We start from the raw sequence: 21762 nt of genomic DNA, 5'->3' as shown, positions 1-21762 counted from the left end.
CTCCAGTCCCCTTAAGACTGCAAGACGTCTGCAAGGCGCTCAAGACGGCCGCGTACGCTGCCATCAATGACCATATCACCCGAACGGATGATTACGCCTGCCATTACAGACTTATCGATTTTGCAATTCAGCTTAACTTTGCGTGACAGACGTTTTTCCATCGCGGCGGTGATTTTCGCAAGCTGTTCATCACTCAGTTCAGTCGCGGAAGTTACTTCAACTTCAGCGGTAGCTTCACTAAGGGCACGTAAGTGCTCAAACTGCTCGAGAACATCCGGGAGCACACGGAGACGACCATTTTCCGCCATCACCTTAATCAGGTTCTGGCCGTTGGCATCCAGTTGCTCTCCGCACACGGCGATAAACGACGCGGCGAGGGTTTCAGGCGCTAACGCACCAGAAAGCAACTCGGCCATTTGTTCGTTTTTCGTCACCTCAGCGGCAAACGCCAGCATATTCTGCCAGCGATCGACATTTTGGTGTTCGACAGCAAAGTCAAAAGCTGCTTTGGCGTAGGGGCGAGCTACCGTAACAAATTCAGACATCAGCCCCTCCCTCCTTACAGTTCAGCGACAAGTTTGTCCACGATGTCGCTGTTAGCAGCTTCATCCACGGAACGTTCGATGATCTTCTCGGCGCCAGCAACAGCCAGAATCGCAACCTGCTTACGCAGTTCTTCACGAGCACGTTTACGCTCAGCTTCAATTTCAGCCTGAGCCTGTGTCACGATCTTAGTACGTTCCTGTTCTGCTTCAGCTTTGGCTTCGTCCAGGATCTGAGAACGGCGTTTGTTAGCCTGTTCAATGATTACCTGAGCTTCAGCTTTCGCTTTTTTCAGCTGGTCTGTCGCGTTGGCCTGTGCAAGGTCCAAATCTTTCTTAGCGCGTTCTGCGGAAGCCAGACCGTCAGCAATTTCTTTCTGACGTTTTTCGATGGCAGCCATTAAAGGCGGCCATACATACTTCATACAGAACCAGACAAAGAGAATAAACGCGATGGCCTGGCCGAGGATTGTTGCGTTCATGTTCACAGCACAATACCTCTTAAATTTCTGTGGCTTGGGGTTTTAAAACAACTACTACGCGACAGCAAACATCACGTACAGACCCAGACCTACAGCGATCATTGGGATTGCATCCACCAGACCCATAACGATAAAGAACTGAGTACGCAGCAGAGGAATCAGATCAGGTTGACGCGCTGCGCCTTCCAGGAATTTGCCCCCGAGGATGCCGATACCGATCGCAGCACCGATAGCCGCCAGACCCATCATCACAGCGGCAGCCATGTACAGCAGATCCATATTCAGGTTTTCCATGACAGTCTCCAGTTTGTTTCAATTAAAACGTAGTAGTGTTGGTAAAAAATCAGTGCTCTTCAGACGCCATCGACAGATAGACGATCGTCAGAACCATGAAGATAAAGGCTTGCAGCGTAATGATCAGGATGTGGAAAATGGCCCATGGCACATTCAGAATCCACTGTGACCACCACGGCAGAAGACCCGCGATCAGAATGAAAATCAGCTCACCCGCATACATGTTGCCGAACAGTCGCAGACCCAGTGAAACAGGTTTGGACAGCAGGCTAACGCCTTCCAGGATCAGGTTGACCGGAATAAACGCCCAGTGGTTGAACGGCTGCAAGGTAAGCTCTTTCACAAAGCCGCTTACGCCTTTCATTTTGATGCTGTAGAAAAGAATCAGGATAAATACGCCCAGCGCCATCGACAGGGTGATGTTCACGTCGGCAGACGGAACCACGCGCAGTGCAGGCAGACCGAAGACATGCTCGCCGATCCACGGCAGGAAATCGATAGGCAGAAGGTCCATCAGGTTCATCAGGAAGACCCAAACGAACACGGTCAGGGCCAGCGGAGCAATCAGCTTGCTCTTACCATGGTACATGTCTTTGACGCTGCCATGGACGAAGCCGATGATCATCTCGATGAACGTCTGGAATTTCCCTGGAACACCGCTGGTCGCTCGTTTAGCAACACCGCGGAACATGGCCAGGAACAGAAGACCCAAAACCACCGAGAAGAACATGGAGTCGATGTTGATCGTCCAGAAGGTGGCCGGGGGGTTATGTGGATCCACCAGCGAGAATGTACGCAGGTCCAGCTGAAGGTTATTCAGATGGTGACCTATGTAATCCTGCGGCGTCATATTTTCTGAAGCCATGATGCCTTTTACCCTTTGTTATTGATTACAGCTGGAGCCAGAACTTGTACCACCAGCACCAAAACCCACGTTGCTATCAGCGGCATGAATACCACTTTCAAAACCGCCAGCGCCATCACCAGTAGAGCAAAGGTCAGCAACACCTTACACACTTCGCCGAGAGCGAAGGACCAGGCCACGCGGCCTTTGGCGGGTGTATGCGCCTGATGACGCCAGGCAAAAATCATAAACAACACGTTTGGCAGAACCACCGCCAAACCTCCGCACGCGGCGGAGATGCCCCAGAAGGGGTCTTTGAGGCTAAACAGCAGTCCACTTGCTATCACAGCCAGAAACTGAATGAACAGAAGCTTACGAGCAACGTTTCTACTCAAGAGCGACACAGACATCACGTTTTTACTCCTGCTCCCTTCGAGGTATGCCGCGTGTCGTATAAAACGTCCTTTAAGGCTCAGAGTCAAGCATCAAAAAGCGGTCAAATTATACGGTGCGTACCCGTGATTTCAAACATTAAGTAGCGAAAAGGTGAATAAATGTTTAAATATTTTTCCCCAGTCCTATTTTTCAACTTTTGAACTCAGTGCCAACCTTCAGGCAAAACTGCAAACAGCGCGGAAACGTTGGTGATAAAGCGTGCACGAGATCACAAAATACACATTTGCGATAAAGTGGTATTTATCAAAGACGTAAAACGATTTATTTCATCCGATTGAAATTAAAGCAAAAAAATCGCAACTATTTTTAAAACAGAGCCGTATACAACAAAAACCTTTTATTGACATTCTTAATAAATATTTAACATTTCATTCTTGTTGCCTTTACCCACTTTTAGCAGGCTGATATTTTCATGGTTGACTATCTTCAGGGTGAACGAATCACTTCAGGTTAACCATAAGAAAATCCATGGTGACAACAAGGTTAAATTAACTACGGCCAAATCAGACTGGATGTGCTGCTTTTTAACACCATCAGAACAGCACAAATTCCACATTTTTTATTAATTTTTTAAAATGTGTTTGGCTTAATTATCACCAGATGACGCTCACCTTCGAGCTGAGGGATCTGGAGTTTTTCAATGGATTCCACTGCAAAACCGTCCGGAAGCTGCTCTATTTCGTCCCCCGGAAGTTGTCCTTTCAGCGCATAAAAACGGCCCTTATTCGCCGGCAGGTGTTTGCACCAGCTCACCATGTCATTGAGTGAGGCAAATGCGCGGCTGATAACGCCGTCAAACGGTGGCTCTGCCGGGAACTCCTCTACCCTGCTCTGCACGGGCGTGATGTTTTCCAGCTTCAGCTCATGCTGAACCTGTCGTAAAAAGCGTACGCGCTTGCCCAGACTGTCCAGCAGCGTGAAATGACTCTCCGGTCGAACAATAGACAACGGAACGCCCGGCAAGCCCGGACCGGTGCCCACGTCGATAAAACGTTCACCGGTAAGATACGGCGCCACAACGATGCTATCGAGAATATGGCGAATCAGCATCTCGTTGGGATCGCGTACGGAGGTGAGGTTGTACGCTTTATTCCATTTGTTCAGCATATCGACATAGGCCACCAGCTGATTTTTCTGGTGATCGGTGAGCGAAATACCTGCCTGTTCCAGCAGACGAGAGAGTTTATTGAGCACGGAGGATACCTGTTGAGAGATTTTTCGCCCGGTGGCGCTGCCGCTTACCGGGCCTACGATTAAGTAGGGCGGGTAAGCGAAGCGCCACCCGCCAAAAACAATGTTAATTACGCGCTGCGGCGCAGCATACCCTGCTTTTTCAGCCACACCAGCAGAATCGAAATCGCGGCAGGTGTGACACCGGAGATACGTGAGGCCTGGCCAATCGACACAGGTTTGTGATCGTTCAGCTTAGCGATCACTTCGTTGGAAAGCCCCGTCACCTGACGATAGTCCAGCATTTCCGGCAGCAGCGTATTTTCGTTGCGCTGCTGTTTTTCGATCTCATCCTGCTGACGCGCGATGTAACCTTCGTATTTCACCTGAATCTCGACCTGTTCAGCCGCTTCAGCGTCTTCAAGGCCCGGTGCGAACGCGGTCAGTTTGACCAGATTCTCGTAGGTGACTTCAGGACGGCGCAGCAGATCTTCACCACTGGCTTCGCGCGAAAGCGGCGCAGTTAAGTGAGCGTTCACTTCAGCAGCAGTTTCCGCCTGCGGATTCACCCAGGTGGTTTTCAGGCGCTGACGTTCCTGTTCGATACGCTCCAGCTTCTCGTTGAAGCGCGCCCAGCGTTCGTCATCCACCAGACCCAATTCGCGGCCCACCTCGGTCAGACGCAGATCGGCATTGTCTTCGCGCAGCATCAGGCGATATTCCGCACGAGAAGTAAACATGCGGTACGGTTCTTTGGTCCCCAGCGTGCAGAGATCGTCGACCAGAACGCCCAGGTAAGCCTGAGAACGCGCCGGTGCCCAGCCCTCTTTCTCGGCAGAGAAGCGAGCGGCGTTCAGACCGGCCAGCAGCCCTTGTGCGGCAGCTTCTTCGTACCCGGTAGTGCCGTTAATCTGGCCTGCGAAGAACAGACCCTGGATGAATTTGCTTTCCAGCGTCGGCTTCAGGTCACGCGGATCGAAGAAATCGTACTCAATAGCGTAGCCAGGACGAACGATCTTCGCGTTTTCCATCCCCTGCATTGAACGCACAATCTGCATCTGCACGTCGAACGGCAGGCTGGTGGAGATGCCGTTCGGGTAAATTTCGTTCGAGGTCAGCCCTTCAGGTTCGAGGAAGATCTGATGCTGGTTACGATCGGCAAAGCGCATCACTTTATCTTCGATCGACGGGCAATAACGTGGGCCGATCCCTTCGATCACGCCGGCGTACATTGGGCTGCGATCGAGGTTGCTGCGGATCACGTCATGGGTTTTTTCATTGGTGTGCGTGATGTAGCACGGCACCTGCTGCGGATGTTGCGCCGCATTGCCCATGAACGAGAACACCGGCATCGGGTTATCACCGTGCTGCTGTACCAGTACGCTGAAATCAATGGTACGCGCATCAATTCGCGGCGGCGTACCGGTTTTCAGGCGGCTTACGCGCAGCGGCAGCTCACGAAGACGACGAGACAGCGGAATCGACGGCGGATCGCCCGCACGGCCACCGCTGTAGTTGTCCAGACCAATATGGATTTTACCGTCCAGGAATGTCCCGACCGTCAGCACCACCGCTTTTGCGCGGAACTTGAGACCCATCTGGGTCACGGCGCCAACAACACGATCGTTTTCCACGATAAGATCTTCTACAGCCTGCTGGAAGATCATCAGGTTCGGTTGGTTTTCCAGCGCGGTGCGCACAGCCTGACGGTAAAGCACGCGGTCTGCCTGTGCACGGGTGGCGCGAACAGCCGGACCTTTACTCGCGTTTAGTATCCTAAACTGAATGCCCGCATGATCGATCGCTTTCGCCATCAGGCCGCCAAGTGCATCCACTTCTTTTACCAGGTGTCCTTTCCCAATGCCGCCAATCGCCGGATTACAGGACATTTGTCCCAGCGTGTCGATATTGTGTGTCAAAAGCAGGGTCTGCTGACCCATTCGCGCTGCGGCCATTGCGGCCTCAGTGCCTGCGTGACCCCCGCCAATGATGATGACGTCAAAAGGATCCTGATAAAACATGGTGGTCTGCCTCGCGTAAAGCGGTATGAAAATGGATTGAAGCCCGGGCCGTGGATTCTACTCAACTTTAGTCTTTCGAGAAAGCATTGGGATCCTGGGCTATTAAAAAGAAGATCTTTTTATTTAGAGATCTGTTCTATTGTGATCTCTTATTAGGATCGCAGACCTTTGTGGATAAGTCCGATCCCATAAATAAGATCATGCAGTTAGGAAGGATCGTTTGCTGTGAATGATCGGTGATCCTGGACCGTATAAGCTGGGATCAGATCGCCACTTTATACACAGGTCAAAAACTAAACTAACGTTGTTCTTTGGATAACTACGGGTTAATACGAGCTTTTAACCAGAGTTATCCACATCTGATCGCACGATCTTTAATCGTTTTTGAGTAAATTTTTCCATTCCGCGAGCCAGATCTCGGCTGGATCTTCGGGAATATCATGATCGAGGATGTTGATCTTCAGTGTTTCACCCAGCTGTTTTGCTCCGCAGGCGGTCACCGCAGCTTCTACTTTCTCTATGGCGCCACAGAAAGTGTCATATTCACGGCTGCCGATCCCTACAGCGCCAAACCGGACGTTTGCCAGATCGGGCTGTTGTTCCAGCAGTTCGTCATATAAAGGTTGCAGGTTATCCGGCAGATCGCCCGCGCCGTGCGTGGAGGTGATCAGCAGCCAGACCCCGTCAGTCGGGAGATCTTCCAGCAGCGGTCCGTGCAGCGTTTGTGTAGAAAAGCCCGCGTCTTCCAGCTTCTCAGCCAGATGTTCCGCTACATATTCCGCACCGCCCAGGGTGCTGCCGCTGATAAGAGTAATGTCCGCCATTGATCGCTCGCTCAGATAAAGAGGCGGCCATTGTACGCTGTGAACGAGCTGGGATCTACCTGTGGAAAATGTGGGAATGAAATTGCCCGATCACGGGCGGATAGTACGCATGATCGGGTTTTGCAGGGAGATCAGGGTTTCGGTGGACTGAATTTCATCGATTGTTTGGATCTTGTTGATAAGTACCTGCTGGAGGGCGTCGATGGATCGACACATGACCTTTATAAAGATGCTGTAGTGCCCGGTGGTGTAGTACGCCTCAGTGACTTCATCCAGCGCGTTCAGCTTCTCCAGCGCGGAGGGGTAATCTTTGGCGCTTTTCAGAATAATGCCAATGAAGCAGCAGACGTCGTAGCCGAGTTGCTTCGGGCTGACATCAATGCGTGCGCCGGTGATGATCCCGGCCTGCTTCATTTTCTCTACGCGAACGTGAATAGTCCCCGGGCTGACGCCAAATTGTTTCGCCAGTTCGGCATACGCGGTGCGTGCGTTGGCCATGAGCGCTTCCAGAATGCCGCGGTCCAGATTGTCGATCTGATAATTTTCCATAGGTTTTTCTTATGAAGATTAATGATTCCTTCTATTCTAGCGCCTTATTTTAACGAATCAAAAGTGAAGGTGGCTTTTTGTTGATGGGTTATTGAATTAAGCGCCTGTTCTGTTGCTTAATCAGTATTAACAGGACGCAGGAGTATAAATAATGAAAACCGCTTACATCGCAAAACAACGCCAGATCAGTTTCGTTAAATCCCATTTTTCTCGCCAGCTGGAAGAGAAGCTTGGCCTTATTGAAGTGCAGGCGCCGATTCTGAGCCGCGTGGGTGACGGGACGCAGGATAACTTGTCTGGTTGCGAAAAAGCGGTACAGGTAAAAGTGAAAACACTGCCAGACGCCCAGTTCGAAGTGGTTCATTCCCTGGCGAAGTGGAAGCGTCAAACCCTGGGACAACACGACTTCAGCGCGGGCGAAGGGCTTTACACGCATATGAAAGCCCTTCGCCCCGATGAAGACCGCCTCTCCCCCATTCACTCTGTCTACGTTGACCAGTGGGACTGGGAGCGCGTAATGGGTGACGGCGAGCGTCACGTCGGTACGCTGAAATCTACCGTTGAGGCGATCTACGCCGGGATCAAAGCGACCGAAGCGGCCGTGAGCAAAGAGTTTGGTCTGGCACCGTTCCTGCCGGAAACGATCCACTTTGTTCACAGTCAGGAGTTGCTGAGCCGTTTCCCGGATCTGGATGCCAAAGGCCGTGAACGCGCGATCGCCAAAGAGCTGGGCGCGGTATTCCTGATCGGCATTGGCGGGAAATTGTCTGATGGTAAACGTCACGACGTCCGTGCGCCGGATTACGATGACTGGAGCACCGTGGGCGAGAGCGAATATGCCGGTCTGAACGGCGATATCCTGGTCTGGAACCCGGTTCTGGAAGATGCGTTTGAACTCTCTTCGATGGGGATCCGCGTGGATGCTGAAGCACTGAAGCGTCAGCTGGCCGTGACCGGTGATGAAGATCGTCTGCAACTGGAGTGGCACCAGGCGCTGCTGCGCGGTGAAATGCCGCAGACCATCGGCGGTGGTATTGGCCAGTCTCGTCTGACCATGCTGCTGTTGCAACTGTCCCATATCGGTCAGGTGCAGTGTGGGGTCTGGCCGCAGCAGGTACGTGAGAGCGTCGGTTCTCTTCTTTAATTAACGTCGCCAGCGTCTGAGCAGGCGGCTACGCAACCCGGTATCAAAGCGCCAGATGTGATCGAAGATGCGCATGATGCCGGGTTTTCCATGTGCAGACATCGCCACGGCATGGAAGCGGTGCTGATGCACGCGCTGCATCTCCTTCACTTTATTCACGACGTCGTCCGGCAGCCGCTGGGCAATAAAATCGGAAATCACCACCGCATCCGCGTCGTACCAGTCTCCGCCCTGCATGCGCTCAATGATGCTGCGAAAACAGCTGGCCAGATCGGTGCCGCCGCGAAAGCGCTGGCTTAAAAAGCGGATCGCCTGCTCCAGCCCCTGTGGGCTGGTCAGTTCATACCCCACCACTTCGCTGGAAAATAACATGATGTAGCAGCGACGACGATCGGCGAGCGCCACGCGCATCAGAGCCAGGCAGAACGCTTTTGCACACTGCTCGTTAAATCCCCCCATCGATCCGGACGTATCTACGCAAACAATGAATGGACCGCGCGGTTGCTCATCAAAGTCCTGATGCACCACCGGGCGCTGGCTGTTTTTTTCGCGCCAGGCTTCGCCATGCAACCGATAGGTAAGAAGCTGTTTTTCCACCAGCCGACGATAAAACTCATACTCCAGTTCGGTCATTCCCAGCGTGCTGAGTTCCGTAGGCAACAGGCGCAGGATATCATCGCTTTGCTGTAAGCCGTCCACCTGCTCCGGTACGGTGGACGGCTCGCGTACCAGCGTACGAAAGGTTTCCATCGGCGCATCTTTCTTTGGAACTGACCTGGCCTCCCGGGAACGACCAAGCTGTTCAGCAAGCTTCATCAGCTCCGGCTGTTGTGCCAGAAAGTCGCCGTACTTCACGATCAACTGATAATCGCCACGTTTTAACTGACCGGCACTCATATCCCAGAGTCGACCGGCGGCGTTTTCATTCTCCACCAGCACCTGTTCTAGCTGGCCGCTTAACGTCATCCGCTCCTGAACTTCGCTTAACAGCTGTTCGCGCTCTTCGTCCAGCAACTGCTGGTTGAGAGAGGTGGCCTGAACGACAAGACTGAGCCGCCAGCGCTGTAAAAACAGCGTATGCAGGGCGGGAGTAAAGCTGGGGTTGTCCGTGACCAGCGCTCTGGCCTGGCTGGCAAACGGGGAGTGAACGTTATCTAGCAGCGTCAGGGTTTGCTGTAGCTGGGCAATAAACTGCGGCGTTGAAAGCCGCTGGCACTGCTGGTAACCAGCCACTTCCTCTGTCAGTTCCGGCGGGACTTCCGTCTCCTTAAACCGCTGGCGCAGGTTATCGCGCCAGCGGGGAAGATCGTCCGTCATTGCTTTTCTGAGCTTCGGAAATTTTTCAAAGAAGGCCGCCAGCTGCGGTGAAGCGAGCAGGGTAATGACGACCTCTTCGATCAACCCTTCCTCGCTAACCGCCAGCATGACGTTAAGCGTGTCCAGCGTTAGCATTGACGCGCCTGTTTAATCTGCGCGCTGACATCCTGCAAGCTGGCTTCAATGCGACCTAACCAGTCGCTATGGATAAAGAGGCATTTCTGCTGCTCGCTGAAGCGCGTGTGCTGCTGATGCCATTCGTTATCCAGCGCTTCGAGCTGCTGTTTGATCTCCTCCGGAAGACTGTCAGAGGCCGTGCCCGGCAGCGCCAGGCGCGATCCCTGAAGGCTGACGTCGCGGATCACAAGGTGCTGGCTGCTGTCGACTTCCATCGACAGCGGCTGTGCAAAGCCGATACCGTTGAGTTTACCGCGGATCTCGCCGCCCTTATCCAGCCACTGAACCAGCGCAACGCGTTCGATCGTCACGTGCACCACCTGCATATCATGAAGCTTTAGCGGCTGCTGAAGAAGAAGCGTGAGCGAGGTGTCAGTCAGCTCGGCTGGCAGTTCATAGTGCGGTTTACGGGCAAACATCCCGCCAAGACGGTTCACCTTCAGCGCGGTTTTGTCACTTTGCTGCTGCTGAAGCTGAAGACGACGTTGGGCAATCGCCCCCAGTTGATTAAGCATGGATTGCTGACCCCACGCGTGCCCGGTCATCAAAACGTCCAGCTGCTGCTGCATCAGATTCATCCCATCTGCGTCGTGCCACAGACAGTCTTTCAGCAGGATCAGATCGATGGGGGCGACAGCATCGCGGCCGCTGAACAGGGCGCTTGCCTGAAGCAGACGAATGGCTTTTTTCCAGCGACGGTCGGAGACGTAAGGCGCGGAGGGCAATAAATCAAGCTGCTGGCGCAGCATGAAGATCAGCTCAAAGACGGCATCGGGCAGCTTAATTTTGCCTATCTCTTCCTGCCACTGGTCATACTCTTCGTCCGTGACCTGTAATGATGGTGCCACCGGATTTTCGTTTTCGTCCTGCTGGCTTACCAGCATTGAGCGGAAGTTCGATTTGTCCTGGACTTTATCCAGCCACAGGCGGATCAGCATGCGGTCATACAGCGCTTCCAGGCTGCTGTCGGCTTCGGGAAGTTCGTTAGACGCGGCCACCAGCAACCGCATGGGGATCTTCTCTTCGCTCGCGCCGTTGCGGAAGCGGCGTTCGTTGATTGCCGTCAGCAGGGTATTCAGAATGGCCGGGCCGGCTTTCCAGATCTCATCAAGAAAGACGATTTCCGCTTCCGGGAGATAGCCCGCCGTCAGACGTTCATAGCGTCCCTCATCTTTTAACGCCTGAATGGAGAGCGGGCCGAAAACTTCTTCCGGCGTGGAGAAGCGCGTCATCAAATACTCGAATGCGCGAGCGTTCTGGAAAGCGAATTTGAGGCGGCGTGCGATCAGACTTTTGGCAATGCCCGGCGGACCCAGCAGAAACACGCTTTCCCCGCTCAGCGCCGCCAGTAAACAGAGGCGAATGGCGTGGCTACGCTCGTAAAGGCCTTTCTCCAGCGCACTGCTGAGGCGGGAAATTCTTTCTGCTAATAAATGTGAGTGAGCCATAATAGTTTTGCATCCTTTCGCCGTCGTGGCGGCTAATTGAAGCGAGTATAGACGTTTCGGTCTGGCCTGGTAATAGGCTGAAGTGCGGCGCTATTTTCTTTGCGCTACATTAATGCGGCTGCATTTAGGGGTACGATTTTGCATTGAATCGTGCATACTGTGCGCTTTTTGTGGGCCAAGGGACTAAGCACACATTTGTTATTCAAACGAAAAGACTAGTCTATGAGCACTGATAATAAGCAATCATTACCCGCAGTAACGCTTGCAGCGATCGGGGTTGTCTACGGTGATATCGGCACCAGCCCGCTTTATACGCTTCGTGAATGTTTGTCCGGTCAGTTTGGTTTTGGTGTAGAGCGTGACGCCGTATTTGGTTTCCTCTCGCTCATCTTCTGGCTGCTGATCCTGGTGGTCTCCCTTAAGTATCTCTCTTTCGTTATGCGGGCTGATAACGCGGGCGAGGGCGGTATTCTGACCCTGATGTCCCTTGCTGGGCGCAATACGTCTGCAAGAATGACCTCCGTGCTGGTCATCATTGGCCTGATTGGCGGCAGCTTCTTCTATGGGGAAGTCGTGATTACGCCAGCGATTTCGGTGATGTCGGCCATAGAGGGGCTGGAGATTGTCGCGCCTCAGCTTGATACGTGGGTGGTGCCACTCGCTATTATCGTGCTGACGTTGCTGTTTGCTATACAAAAACACGGTACCGGGCTGGTGGGTAAGCTGTTCGCGCCTATTATGCTGGCCTGGTTCCTGATCCTGGCGGCGCTGGGCTTACGCAGTATTATTGCCAACCCGGATGTCCTGCACGCGCTGAACCCAATGTGGGCGGTGCATTTCTTCCTGGAATATAAAGTGGTGTCGTTTGTGGCGCTGGGCGCGGTAGTGCTTTCCATTACCGGTGTTGAAGCGCTGTATGCAGATATGGGCCACTTCGGGAAACTCCCAATTCGCGTCGCCTGGTTTAGCGTTGTTCTGCCTTCACTGGTGCTGAATTACTTCGGCCAGGGCGCGCTGCTGCTTGCCCATCCTGAAGCGATTAAAAACCCGTTCTTCCTGCTGGCGCCGGACTGGGCGCTGGTTCCGATGCTGATCCTGGCGACGCTGGCGACGGTCATTGCCTCTCAGGCTGTTATTTCCGGCGTATTCTCCCTGACGCGTCAGGCCGTGCGTTTGGGTTATCTCTCCCCAATGCGCATTATCCATACCTCTGAGATGGAGTCAGGCCAGATCTACATTCCGTTCGTCAACTGGCTGCTCTATTTCGCGGTGGTGATTGTTATCGTCAGCTTCGAGCACTCCAGTAACCTGGCGGCGGCGTACGGTATCGCGGTAACCGGAACGATGGTGTTGACCTCTATTCTCTCTACCACCGTGGCGTACCGTAACTGGCACTGGAATAAGTTCCTCGTGGGGCTGATCCTGGTTGGCTTCCTCTGCATCGACGTACCGCTGTTCTCTGCGAACCTCGATAAGATTGTCTCCGGTGGCTGGCTGCCGCTGACGCTGGGTCTGGTGATGTTCATCGTGATGACGACGTGGAAGAGCGAACGTTTCCGCCTGCTGCGACGTATGCATGAGCACGGTAATTCTCTGGAGGCGATGATCGCCTCGCTGGAGAAATCCCCGCCGGTGCGTGTGCCGGGTACGGCGGTGTATATGTCTCGTGCGCTGAACGTGATCCCGTTTGCACTGATGCATAATCTTAAGCACAACAAAGTGCTGCACGAGCGCGTGATCCTGCTGACGCTGCGCACCGAAGATGCGCCGTATGTACACAACGTGCGCCGCGTACAGATTGAGCAGCTGTCGCCGACCTTCTGGCGCGTGGTGGCAAGCTATGGCTGGCGCGAAACGCCGAACGTGGAAGAAGTATTCCACCGCTGCGGTCTGGAAGGGCTGAGCTGCCGCATGATGGAGACGTCGTTCTTTATGTCCCACGAGTCGCTGATCATCGGCAAGCGCCCATGGTATCTGCGCCTGCGCGGCAAGCTGTATCTCATCCTGCAACGTAACGCCCTGCGTGCGCCTGACCAGTTTGAGATCCCGCCCAATCGCGTGATTGAGCTGGGGACGCAGGTCGAGATTTAAGTCCTTTTAAAAAATGCCGGGTGGCGCTGCGCTTACCCGGCCTACCAGATCCTCAACATACCCGCCAAAATCACCTCAATATTTCACTTAGCGAAACGTTTCGACGCCGATCACAAATCCGTTACGTCATGATGGTTTTCTGAACACTTCTGCGGCTACACTGTTTTTAGCGAAACGTTTCGCTAGTGGAGCAAAAAATGAAGAAAGGCACAGTACTCAACTCAGAAATATCATCGGTAATTTCCCGTCTTGGGCATACCGATACGCTGGTGGTTTGCGATGCAGGCTTACCGGTTCCGCGCAGCACAACCCGTATCGATATGGCGTTAACGCAGGGCGTACCCTCGTTCATGCAGGTACTGGAAGTCGTGACGGCGGAGATGCAGGTTGAGGCGGCCATTCTCGCGGCGGAAATCAAACAACATAATCCGCAACTCCACGAAACGTTGCTCAGCCACATTGAGCAACTGCAACAGCACCAGGGAAACACCATAGAAATTCGTTACACAACGCACGAGCAGTTCAAACAACAAACCGCAGACAGTCAGGCGGTGATTCGCAGCGGGGAGTGTTCCCCGTATGCGAATATCATTCTCTGTGCTGGCGTTACCTTCTGAGGCCATCATGGACGCATTACTGCAACTCAAAGGGATCGATAAGTCGTTCCCGGGCGTTAAAGCCCTCTCTGGCGCGGCGCTGAACGTCTATTCCGGGCGCGTAATGGCGCTGGTGGGCGAAAACGGCGCGGGCAAATCCACCATGATGAAAGTGCTGACCGGGATCTATCAACGCGATGCCGGTTCGCTGCTGTGGCTGGGTAAAGAGACCACCTTCAACGGCCCGAAATCCTCTCAGGAAGCGGGCATTGGCATCATCCACCAGGAGCTGAACCTGATCCCGCAGCTCACCATTGCGGAGAACATCTTCCTCGGCCGTGAGTTCGTGAACCGGTTTGGCAAAATCGACTGGAAAACCATGTATGCCGAAGCGGACAAACTGCTGGCGAAGCTGAATCTGCGCTTTAAGAGCGACCGACTGGTGGGCGACCTTTCCATCGGCGATCAGCAGATGGTGGAGATCGCGAAGGTGCTGAGCTTCGAGTCGAAGGTCATCATTATGGATGAACCGACCGACGCCCTGACCGATACCGAAACCGAATCCCTGTTTCGCGTGATCCGTGAGTTGAAATCCCAGGGGCGCGGCATTGTCTATATCTCTCACCGCATGAAAGAAATTTTCGAGATCTGCGACGACGTCACCGTCTTCCGCGACGGGCAGTTCATTGCCGAGCGAGAAGTGGCCACGCTGACCGAAGATTCGCTGATTGAAATGATGGTGGGACGTAAGCTCGAAGACCAGTATCCGCGTCTGGACAAAGCGCCAGGAGAGATCCGCCTGAAGGTGGATAACCTCTGCGGGCCGGGCGTGGATGACGTCTCCTTTACCCTGCGCAAGGGCGAGATCCTTGGCGTCGCGGGCCTGATGGGCGCGGGACGTACCGAACTGATGAAAGTGCTCTATGGCGCACTGCCGCGCACCAGCGGCTACGTTACCCTTGACGGCCATGAGGTAGTCACCCGCTCGCCGCAGGATGGCCTGGCGAACGGCATTGTCTATATCTCCGAAGACCGTAAGCGTGACGGCTTAGTGCTGGGCATGTCGGTAAAAGAGAACATGTCCCTGACCGCGCTACGCTATTTCAGCCGCAGCGGCGGCAGCCTGAAACACAAAGATGAGCAGCAGGCGGTCAGCGATTTTATCCGTCTCTTTAACGTTAAAACCCCATCGATGGAGCAGGCGATTGGCCTGTTGTCCGGCGGTAATCAGCAGAAAGTGGCGATTGCCCGCGGGTTGATGACGCGCCCGAAAGTACTGATCCTCGATGAGCCAACTCGCGGCGTTGACGTGGGCGCGAAAAAAGAGATCTATCAGCTGATTAACCAGTTCAAGGCCGACGGTCTGAGCATCATTCTGGTCTCTTCCGAGATGCCAGAAGTATTAGGCATGAGCGATCGCATTATCGTCATGCATGAAGGGCATCTCGGCGGTGAATTCACTCGCGAGCAGGCCACCCAGGAAGTTCTGATGGCTGCCGCTGTGGGCAAGCTTAATCGCGTGAATCAGGAGTAAGAAGATGACTACCCAGGCTGTTTCTGGTCGCCGCTATTTCACAAAGGCATGGCTGATGGAACAAAAATCGCTGATTGCCCTGCTGGTGCTGATCGCGATTGTCTCGACCATGAGCCCGAACTTTTTTACCGTTAATAACCTGTTCAACATTCTTCAGCAGACCTCCGTCAACGCCATTATGGCGGTGGGGATGACGCTGGTGATTTTGACCTCGGGTATCGATCTGTCCGTCGGTTCCCTGCTGGCGCTCACCGGTGCGATTGCCGCGTCGATTGTCGGTATTGAGGTCAACGCGCTGGTGGCCGTTGCCGCTGCGCTGGCGGCTGGCGCGGCGATTGGTGCGGTAACCGGCGTGATTGTGGCAAAAGGCCGCGTACAGGCGTTTATTGCCACGCTGGTGATGATGCTGCTGCTGCGCGGCGTCACCATGGTGTACACCAACGGTAGCCCGGTGAATACCGGCTTTACCGAAAACGCCGATCTGTTTGGCTGGTTTGGTATCGGACGCCCGCTGGGTATCCCGACGCCAGTCTGGATCATGGCTATCGTCTTCCTGGCGGCGTGGTACATGCTGCATCATACCCGTCTGGGTCGTTATATCTATGCGCTGGGCGGTAACGAATCGGCAACGCGTCTGTCCGGTATTAGCGTCAACAAAGTTAAAATTATCGTTTACTCCCTGTGCGGTCTGCTGGCATCTCTGGCGGGCATCATCGAAGTGGCGCGCCTCTCTTCCGCGCAGCCAACGGCGGGTACGGGCTATGAGCTGGATGCCATCGCGGCAGTGGTTCTGGGTGGTACGAGCCTTGCGGGCGGTAAAGGTCGCATTGTTGGGACATTGATCGGCGCACTGATCCTCGGTTTCCTGAATAATGGCTTGAATTTGTTAGGTGTTTCCTCCTATTACCAGATGATCGTTAAGGCAGTGGTGATTTTGCTGGCGGTACTGGTAGACAACAAAAAACAGTAACTGACGACACTACAGGACATCTTAGATATGAACATGAAAAAACTGGCTACCCTGGTTTCTGCTGTCGCGCTGAGCGCAACCGTAAGTGCTAACGCCATGGCGAAGGACACCATCGCGCTGGTTGTCTCTACCCTGAACAACCCGTTCTTCGTCTCCCTGAAGGATGGCGCGCAGAAAGAAGCAGACAAACTGGGTTACAACCTGGTGGTACTGGATTCTCAGAACAACCCGGCGAAAGAGCTGGCTAACGTTCAGGACTTAACCGTTCGTGGTACCAAAATCCTGCTGATCAACCCAACCGATTCCGACGCGGTCGGTAACGCCGTGAAGATGGCAAACCAGGCGAAGATCCCGGTAATCACCCTGGACCGTCAGGCGACCAAAGGCGACGTTGTTAGCCATATTGCGTCTGATAACGTACTGGGCGGTAAAATCGCCGGTGACTACATCGCGAAGAAAGCAGGTGAAGGCGCGAAAGTGATCGAGTTGCAGGGTATCGCCGGGACTTCCGCGGCCCGTGAACGTGGTGAAGGTTTCCAGCAGGCTGTAGCGGCGCACAAATTTAACGTGCTGGCGAGCCAGCCGGCAGACTTCGACCGTACAAAGGGTCTGAACGTCATGCAGAACCTGCTGACCGCGCATCCTGATGTGCAGGCGGTATTCGCACAGAACGACGAAATGGCGCTCGGTGCGCTGCGTGCGCTCCAGACTGCGGGTAAATCAGATGTGATGGTTGTCGGATTTGACGGCACGCCGGATGGTGAAAAAGCAGTAAATGATGGCAAACTGGCTGCGACCATTGCTCAGCTGCCTGAGCAGATTGGCGCGACTGGCGTGCAAACTGCCGATAAAGTGCTGAAGGGCGAAAAAGTTCAGGCCAAATATCCTGTTGACCTGAAACTGGTCATTAAGCAGTAAAGGCGATTCAGGCAGTCGCTGGCTGCCTGAGGGACACCAAATAAAAGAAAAGTGTGGCATACGCCACCGGGTAATACCGGTGGCGCTCTCAGATGGACACCTCAATACATGAAAACCGCAGGCAACCTCGTCGTCCTTGGCAGTATCAATGCCGATCACATTCTTAACCTTGAAACGTTCCCCACTCCGGGCGAAACCGTCACCGGCAATCAGTATCAGGTCGCGTTCGGCGGTAAGGGTGCAAACCAGGCAGTTGCCGCCGGACGCAGCGGGGCAAATATCGCGTTTATCGCCTGTACGGGTGATGACGATACCGGCGAGCGCGTACGCAAACAGCTGGCAAGCGACAAAATCGACATCGCACCCGTCAGCGTGGTTGCAGGGGAATCTACCGGCGTGGCGCTGATTTTCGTCAATGCGGAAGGTGAGAATGTCATCGGTATTCATGCGGGGGCTAATGCCGCGTTAACGACTGAACGCGTCGAAGCGCAGCGTGGGATCATCGCCGGAGCGGAAGCTCTGCTGATGCAGCTAGAGTCACCGGTTGAAAGCGTGCTGGCCGCTGCGAAAATTGCGCATGAAAATCATACGTCTGTCGTACTTAACCCGGCGCCTGCCCGTGTATTATCAGACGAGCTGCTGGCGCTGGTGGATATCATCACCCCGAACGAAACCGAAGCGGAAAAGCTGACGGGTATCCGTGTCGAAAATGATGACGATGCCGCGCGTGCCGCGCTTGCGCTGCATGATAAAGGCATCGGCACCGTGATCATCACCCTCGGCAGCCGTGGGGTGTGGGCTAGCGTCAATGGCGAAGGCCGTCGCGTACCGGGCTTTAAGGTCAAAGCCATTGATACCATCGCCGCAGGTGACACCTTCAACGGTGCGCTGGTAACGGCGCTGCTGGAAGGAAAAGCAATGGATGACGCGATTCGCTTCGCGCATGCCGCCGCCGCGATTGCGGTGACGCGTAAAGGCGCTCAGCCTTCTGTTCCATGGCGTAAAGAGATTGATGAATTCTTAAGTCAGCAGGGGTAACGCTTGGCCACAATGAAAGATGTCGCCCGTATGGCGGGCGTTTCTACCTCGACTGTCTCCCACGTTATCAATAAGGATCGCTTCGTCAGCGAGGCGATTCGGGAGAAAGTTGACGCTGCAATTAAAGAACTCAACTATGCGCCGTCTGCGCTGGCCCGCAGCCTGAAGCTTAACCAGACGCGCACCATCGGCATGCTGATCACCGCCAGTACCAACCCTTTTTATTCTGAACTGGTGCGCGGCGTGGAGCGCAGCTGCTTCGAGCGCGGCTACAGCCTGGTGCTGTGCAATACCGAAGGCGATGAGCAGCGCATGAACCGAAACCTGGAGACGCTGATGCAAAAACGCGTCGACGGGCTGCTGCTGCTCTGTACCGAAACGCATCAACCCTCGAAAGAGATTATCCAGCGCTACCCTTCTATTCCTACGGTCATGATGGACTGGGCACCGTTCGACGGCACCAGCGATCTGATCCAGGATAACTCGCTGCTGGGTGGCGATATGGCGACCCAGCATCTGATAGATAAAGGTCATACCCGCATTGCCTGTATTACCGGCCCGCTGGATAAAACCCCGGCGCGCTTGCGTCTGGAAGGCTATCTTTCGGCCATGGAACGGGCGGGGCTTGCCATTCCTGATGGCTATCGCATCACCGGCGATTTCGAATTTAATGGTGGATTTGAAGCAATGCAGAAACTGCTGGCGCAAGAGCCGCGCCCGCAGGCGGTGTTTATCGGTAACGATGCGATGGCATTCGGAGCTTATCAGGCGCTGTATCAGGCGGGATTACGTGTTCCGGACGACATGGCGATCGTCGGTTATGATGATATCGAACTGGCGCGCTACATGACGCCGCCGCTGACCACCATTCATCAGCCGAAGGATGAACTGGGTGAGCTGGCCATCGATGTGTTGATCCACCGCATGGCTCAGCCCACGCTGCAACAGCAACGTTTGCAGCTTACTCCTGTTCTGATGGAACGCGGTTCGGTTTAGCCTTATCTTTATGACGCTCTTTAATCAGGTTCCGGCCGTCTTTTGGTTTTAACAACATAAAGACCACCGCCGATACCACGGTAAGCGCGCCCATGGTGATAAAGGTATAGTGGAACTGCTCAACGGTATTTGTACCGTCAAACCCTTCATAAAACCGCAGTACCGCCGCGCTCACAGCAACCCCGAGGCTGATCGACAGCTGTTGAGTGACCGCCAGTACGCTGTTGCCGCTGCTGGCATTCTCGTCGGTGAGGTCCCCAAGGGTGATGGTGTTCATCGATGTAAACTGCGTCGACATGGCCATACCCAGCACAAACAGCGGCAGGATCAGCATCCAGATGGGTAACGCCGCAGATTGCAGGGAGAACTGCGCAATCATCAATCCAATAAAGATCGTCACGCCAACCAGCGTCTTACGATAGCCAAACCAGCGCAGCACCTGCGTGACCGTCGATTTTGCCAGAATTGAGCCCATCGCTGTGGGGGCCATCATGCAGCCAGCAATCAGGGCCGGATAGCCGAAACCGACCTGGAGCATCAGCGGCATCAGGAACGGTACGCAGCCCGTGCCCAGACGCGAGGCAATATTGCCCGCGATCCCGACGGAAAACGTTCGGGTGTTAAACAGAGATAAAGAGATAAGCGGTGTCGGATGGCGACGCGCATGACGGATATATAGAAGGAACAGCAGAATACCGCTAAGAATGATGGCCAGCGCCAGCCACGTCGCTACGATTTTCTCGCCAAACAGCTCCATCCCGCTGGAGAACAGGACCAGGCTCAGGCCAAACAGGAAGAAGCCGCCCATATCGAAGCTGCGTCGTGGTGTGGTGAAGTTCGGCATATATTTGCGGGCATAGATTAGCCCTGCCACACCAATCGGAATATTAATCAGGAAGATCCAGTGCCAGCTTGCCCAGGTCACCAGTACGCCGCCGAGAACCGGGCCAAGTATCGGGCCGACCAGCCCCGGCATAGTCACAAAGTTGAGCACCGGGAGCAGTTCGCTGCGCGGATAGGCGCGCAATAACGCCAGACGCGCGACGGGCATCATCATCGCGCCGCCTATCCCCTGTAGAACGCGGAAGATAACCAGTTCCGTCAGAGAGGTAGAGAGGGCGCAAGCCAGAGAACCGAGGGTGAACAGCGTCACCGCCAGCATAAACACTTTGCGCGTGCCGAAACGATCGGCCAGCCAGCCGCTGACCGGAATGAGCATCGCCACCGTCAGGGTATAACTGATGATGGCGGATTGCATCGCCAGTGGGGAGCGGTTAAGGCTTTGGGCTATTGCGGGAAGGGCGGTATTGAGGATAGTGGCATCCAGTGCCTGCATAAAGAACGCCATGGCTGCAATCCACGGCAATCCGGCCATACTGCGTGCTTTTTTCTCTGTCATTTATTTACCTGCTGGTGGGTTGGCGCGGCCAGCAACGCCTGGCACGCACTCAGGGCTCGCTGCCCGTCGCTTTCCTGAATGGCATCGACTATCGCCTGATGCAGATCCAGCTTCACCACCTCATCCTGTGTGATAGAGGCAAAGTAAGTGTGGTACACAGAATGGAATAAAGAAGCAAAGGAGGTCAGGAAAGGATTTCCGCTCATATTATAGATATGTTCATGCCAGGCCATATCGACTTCTATCCAGCGCTCGCGGTTAAAGTGCTTTTTCAGATCCACCATCTCTTCCATAAAAGTATTGAGCTGCGCTTTTTGCTCTGCTGTGCCGAGCGTGGCGGCAAGCAGACAGGCCTGAGGCTCAAGACTGCTGCGCATGACCAGAAAGTGATCGACGACCTGATTAAAGTTATCTTCGGTCATCCACCAGGTGAGTAACTCCTGATCGAGAAAGTTCCAGTTCCCCTGAGGCATAACGCGGGTGCCAATGCGCGGGCGTGGAAGCACCATCCCTTTCGCCGTTAATGTTTTTACCGCTTCGCGAACGGCGGTACGGCTTACACCAAACTGATCCCCCAGCTCCATCTCGCTGGGCAGGATGCTACCTGGGGCATATTTACCCGCTAAGATCAGCTGAGCCAGCTTTTCTGCCAGCACATAGGACAGGTTTTTTTGAGCTGCCAGCTGTTGTGCGCTTAATGGCATCGCTTTTATTCCTTAAATATTGATGCGGCTAATTATGCCATCTCAGGTGTGATTGTGGTTGCAGATACATCAATTAGAACAATTTGTAGCTTGATCTCATCGCTTTTGGTGAAAAAAAACACGGTCAGAAACTTTTTTTAAATTACCTCTTGTCACTTCAGAAGAACTCCCTATAATGCGCCTCCACTGACACGGAACAACGGCACGCAAGCCGCCGGGTCAGCAGAGAAAAGCAAAATAAACGCTTG

General features: G+C 54.1%; 21 protein-coding genes. 8 read left to right on the top strand and 13 right to left on the bottom strand.

The genetic code is table 11. The features are described from left to right. Positions 1–11 precede the first annotated feature (11 nt). The 9 genes from atpH to asnC all read right to left on the bottom strand — a co-directional run bounded on the left by atpH (position 12) and on the right by asnC (position 7182). Positions 12–545 (bottom strand): F0F1 ATP synthase subunit delta, encoded by a 534-nt coding sequence (atpH, locus tag ACQG0S_RS22525; RefSeq protein ID WP_003862369.1) that lies wholly within the window; start codon positions 543–545, stop codon positions 12–14. Positions 546–559: 14 nt separating this feature from the next. Further along, positions 560–1030 (bottom strand): F0F1 ATP synthase subunit B, encoded by a 471-nt coding sequence (gene atpF, locus ACQG0S_RS22520; protein WP_003862370.1) that lies wholly within the window; start codon positions 1028–1030, stop codon positions 560–562. A 48-nt stretch (positions 1031–1078) separates the two neighbouring features. Further along, on the bottom strand, positions 1079–1318 hold the full coding sequence (atpE, locus tag ACQG0S_RS22515; RefSeq protein WP_000429386.1) for a F0F1 ATP synthase subunit C: 240 nt from the start codon (positions 1316–1318) through the stop codon (positions 1079–1081). 49 nt (positions 1319–1367) lie between these two features. After that, entirely contained in the window at positions 1368–2183 is an 816-nt protein-coding gene (atpB, locus tag ACQG0S_RS22510) for a F0F1 ATP synthase subunit A (RefSeq protein WP_022649873.1), read from the bottom strand. Positions 2184–2191: 8 nt separating this feature from the next. After that, positions 2192–2572, bottom strand: coding sequence for a F0F1 ATP synthase subunit I (gene atpI, locus ACQG0S_RS22505; RefSeq protein ID WP_003862375.1), 381 nt, complete (start codon positions 2570–2572; stop codon positions 2192–2194). A 616-nt stretch (positions 2573–3188) separates the two neighbouring features. Then, the gene (gene rsmG / locus ACQG0S_RS22500) at positions 3189–3812 is read right to left on the bottom strand and encodes a 16S rRNA (guanine(527)-N(7))-methyltransferase RsmG (RefSeq protein WP_023305125.1); all 624 of its coding nucleotides are present in this window, start codon (positions 3810–3812) and stop codon (positions 3189–3191) included. 107 nt (positions 3813–3919) lie between these two features. Next, positions 3920–5809, bottom strand: coding sequence for a tRNA uridine-5-carboxymethylaminomethyl(34) synthesis enzyme MnmG (gene mnmG / locus ACQG0S_RS22495; RefSeq protein ID WP_063137913.1), 1890 nt, complete (start codon positions 5807–5809; stop codon positions 3920–3922). A gap of 374 nt (positions 5810–6183) precedes the next feature. After that, positions 6184–6633, bottom strand: coding sequence for an FMN-binding protein MioC (gene mioC, locus ACQG0S_RS22490; RefSeq protein WP_032626719.1), 450 nt, complete (start codon positions 6631–6633; stop codon positions 6184–6186). A 90-nt stretch (positions 6634–6723) separates the two neighbouring features. After that, on the bottom strand, positions 6724–7182 hold the full coding sequence (gene asnC / locus ACQG0S_RS22485) for a transcriptional regulator AsnC (protein ID WP_003862383.1): 459 nt from the start codon (positions 7180–7182) through the stop codon (positions 6724–6726). 151 nt (positions 7183–7333) lie between these two features. On the opposite strand from asnC, the gene asnA reads away from it, so the two are divergent. After that, on the top strand, positions 7334–8326 hold the full coding sequence (asnA, locus tag ACQG0S_RS22480) for an aspartate--ammonia ligase (RefSeq protein ID WP_003862385.1): 993 nt from the start codon (positions 7334–7336) through the stop codon (positions 8324–8326). Here asnA and viaA read toward each other — a convergent pair whose 3' ends face one another. Both viaA and ravA read right to left on the bottom strand, forming a co-directional pair. Beyond that, entirely contained in the window at positions 8327–9778 is a 1452-nt protein-coding gene (gene viaA / locus ACQG0S_RS22475; RefSeq protein WP_063137914.1) for an ATPase RavA stimulator ViaA, read from the bottom strand. Continuing rightward, on the bottom strand, positions 9772–11268 hold the full coding sequence (gene ravA, locus ACQG0S_RS22470) for an ATPase RavA (protein ID WP_063137915.1): 1497 nt from the start codon (positions 11266–11268) through the stop codon (positions 9772–9774). The genes viaA and ravA overlap by 7 nt, the downstream gene beginning before the upstream one ends. 222 nt (positions 11269–11490) lie before the next feature. On the opposite strand from ravA, the gene kup reads away from it, so the two are divergent. The 7 genes from kup (at position 11491) to rbsR (ending at position 19411) form a co-directional block, all read left to right on the top strand. Continuing rightward, positions 11491–13359 (top strand): low affinity potassium transporter Kup, encoded by a 1869-nt coding sequence (gene kup / locus ACQG0S_RS22465; protein WP_006808744.1) that lies wholly within the window; start codon positions 11491–11493, stop codon positions 13357–13359. A 197-nt stretch (positions 13360–13556) separates the two neighbouring features. Further along, positions 13557–13976 carry a D-ribose pyranase gene (gene rbsD, locus ACQG0S_RS22460; protein ID WP_003862392.1) on the top strand — a complete coding sequence of 140 codons (420 nt, stop codon included), beginning with the start codon at positions 13557–13559 and terminating at the stop codon, positions 13974–13976. Between the two features lie 7 nt (positions 13977–13983). Beyond that, positions 13984–15489 carry a ribose ABC transporter ATP-binding protein RbsA gene (gene rbsA, locus ACQG0S_RS22455; RefSeq protein ID WP_022649867.1) on the top strand — a complete coding sequence of 502 codons (1506 nt, stop codon included), beginning with the start codon at positions 13984–13986 and terminating at the stop codon, positions 15487–15489. Positions 15490–15493: 4 nt separating this feature from the next. Further along, positions 15494–16459 (top strand): ribose ABC transporter permease, encoded by a 966-nt coding sequence (rbsC, locus tag ACQG0S_RS22450; RefSeq protein ID WP_022649866.1) that lies wholly within the window; start codon positions 15494–15496, stop codon positions 16457–16459. A gap of 27 nt (positions 16460–16486) precedes the next feature. Next, positions 16487–17377: a ribose ABC transporter substrate-binding protein RbsB gene (gene rbsB, locus ACQG0S_RS22445; protein ID WP_003862397.1), complete on the top strand. Its 891-nt coding sequence runs from the start codon at positions 16487–16489 to the stop codon at positions 17375–17377. Between the two features lie 108 nt (positions 17378–17485). Next, the gene (gene rbsK / locus ACQG0S_RS22440) at positions 17486–18415 is read left to right on the top strand and encodes a ribokinase (protein ID WP_022649865.1); all 930 of its coding nucleotides are present in this window, start codon (positions 17486–17488) and stop codon (positions 18413–18415) included. Positions 18416–18418: 3 nt separating this feature from the next. After that, positions 18419–19411 carry a ribose operon transcriptional repressor RbsR gene (rbsR, locus tag ACQG0S_RS22435; RefSeq protein WP_072202236.1) on the top strand — a complete coding sequence of 331 codons (993 nt, stop codon included), beginning with the start codon at positions 18419–18421 and terminating at the stop codon, positions 19409–19411. Here the strand turns inward: rbsR and mdtD are convergent. Then, positions 19377–20810: a multidrug transporter subunit MdtD gene (mdtD, locus tag ACQG0S_RS22430; RefSeq protein ID WP_022649863.1), complete on the bottom strand. Its 1434-nt coding sequence runs from the start codon at positions 20808–20810 to the stop codon at positions 19377–19379. The genes rbsR and mdtD overlap by 35 nt on opposite strands. Continuing rightward, the gene (locus tag ACQG0S_RS22425; protein WP_023298937.1) at positions 20807–21514 is read right to left on the bottom strand and encodes a FadR/GntR family transcriptional regulator; all 708 of its coding nucleotides are present in this window, start codon (positions 21512–21514) and stop codon (positions 20807–20809) included. The genes mdtD and ACQG0S_RS22425 overlap by 4 nt, the downstream gene beginning before the upstream one ends. Positions 21515–21762 lie beyond the last annotated feature (248 nt).

It is taken from the genome of Enterobacter cloacae complex sp. 418I7 (assembly GCF_050030705.1).
Lineage (GTDB): Bacteria > Pseudomonadota > Gammaproteobacteria > Enterobacterales > Enterobacteriaceae > Enterobacter > Enterobacter intestinihominis.
The sequence above is the reverse complement of the archived record's forward strand: the minus strand, read 5'-3'. Positions and strand labels throughout refer to the sequence as shown.

Bases quoted from the DNA above. Each gene is read 5' to 3' on its own strand.
- rbsK (WP_022649865.1), top strand. From the start codon at position 17,486: ATGAAAACCGCAGGCAACCTCGTCGTCCTTGGCAGTATCAATGCCGAT.
- asnA (WP_003862385.1), top strand. From the start codon at position 7,334: ATGAAAACCGCTTACATCGCAAAACAACGCCAGATCAGTTTCGTTAAA.
- rbsB (WP_003862397.1), top strand. From the start codon at position 16,487: ATGAACATGAAAAAACTGGCTACCCTGGTTTCTGCTGTCGCGCTGAGC.
- ravA (WP_063137915.1), bottom strand. From the start codon at position 11,268: ATGGCTCACTCACATTTATTAGCAGAAAGAATTTCCCGCCTCAGCAGT.
- mdtD (WP_022649863.1), bottom strand. From the start codon at position 20,810: ATGACAGAGAAAAAAGCACGCAGTATGGCCGGATTGCCGTGGATTGCA.
- kup (WP_006808744.1), top strand. From the start codon at position 11,491: ATGAGCACTGATAATAAGCAATCATTACCCGCAGTAACGCTTGCAGCG.
- rbsC (WP_022649866.1), top strand. From the start codon at position 15,494: ATGACTACCCAGGCTGTTTCTGGTCGCCGCTATTTCACAAAGGCATGG.
- viaA (WP_063137914.1), bottom strand. From the start codon at position 9,778: ATGCTAACGCTGGACACGCTTAACGTCATGCTGGCGGTTAGCGAGGAA.
- atpI (WP_003862375.1), bottom strand. From the start codon at position 2,572: ATGTCTGTGTCGCTCTTGAGTAGAAACGTTGCTCGTAAGCTTCTGTTC.
- rbsA (WP_022649867.1), top strand. From the start codon at position 13,984: ATGGACGCATTACTGCAACTCAAAGGGATCGATAAGTCGTTCCCGGGC.
- mioC (WP_032626719.1), bottom strand. From the start codon at position 6,633: ATGGCGGACATTACTCTTATCAGCGGCAGCACCCTGGGCGGTGCGGAA.
- asnC (WP_003862383.1), bottom strand. From the start codon at position 7,182: ATGGAAAATTATCAGATCGACAATCTGGACCGCGGCATTCTGGAAGCG.
- mnmG (WP_063137913.1), bottom strand. From the start codon at position 5,809: ATGTTTTATCAGGATCCTTTTGACGTCATCATCATTGGCGGGGGTCAC.
- atpB (WP_022649873.1), bottom strand. From the start codon at position 2,183: ATGGCTTCAGAAAATATGACGCCGCAGGATTACATAGGTCACCATCTG.
- atpE (WP_000429386.1), bottom strand. From the start codon at position 1,318: ATGGAAAACCTGAATATGGATCTGCTGTACATGGCTGCCGCTGTGATG.
- rbsD (WP_003862392.1), top strand. From the start codon at position 13,557: ATGAAGAAAGGCACAGTACTCAACTCAGAAATATCATCGGTAATTTCC.
- ACQG0S_RS22425 (WP_023298937.1), bottom strand. From the start codon at position 21,514: ATGCCATTAAGCGCACAACAGCTGGCAGCTCAAAAAAACCTGTCCTAT.
- atpH (WP_003862369.1), bottom strand. From the start codon at position 545: ATGTCTGAATTTGTTACGGTAGCTCGCCCCTACGCCAAAGCAGCTTTT.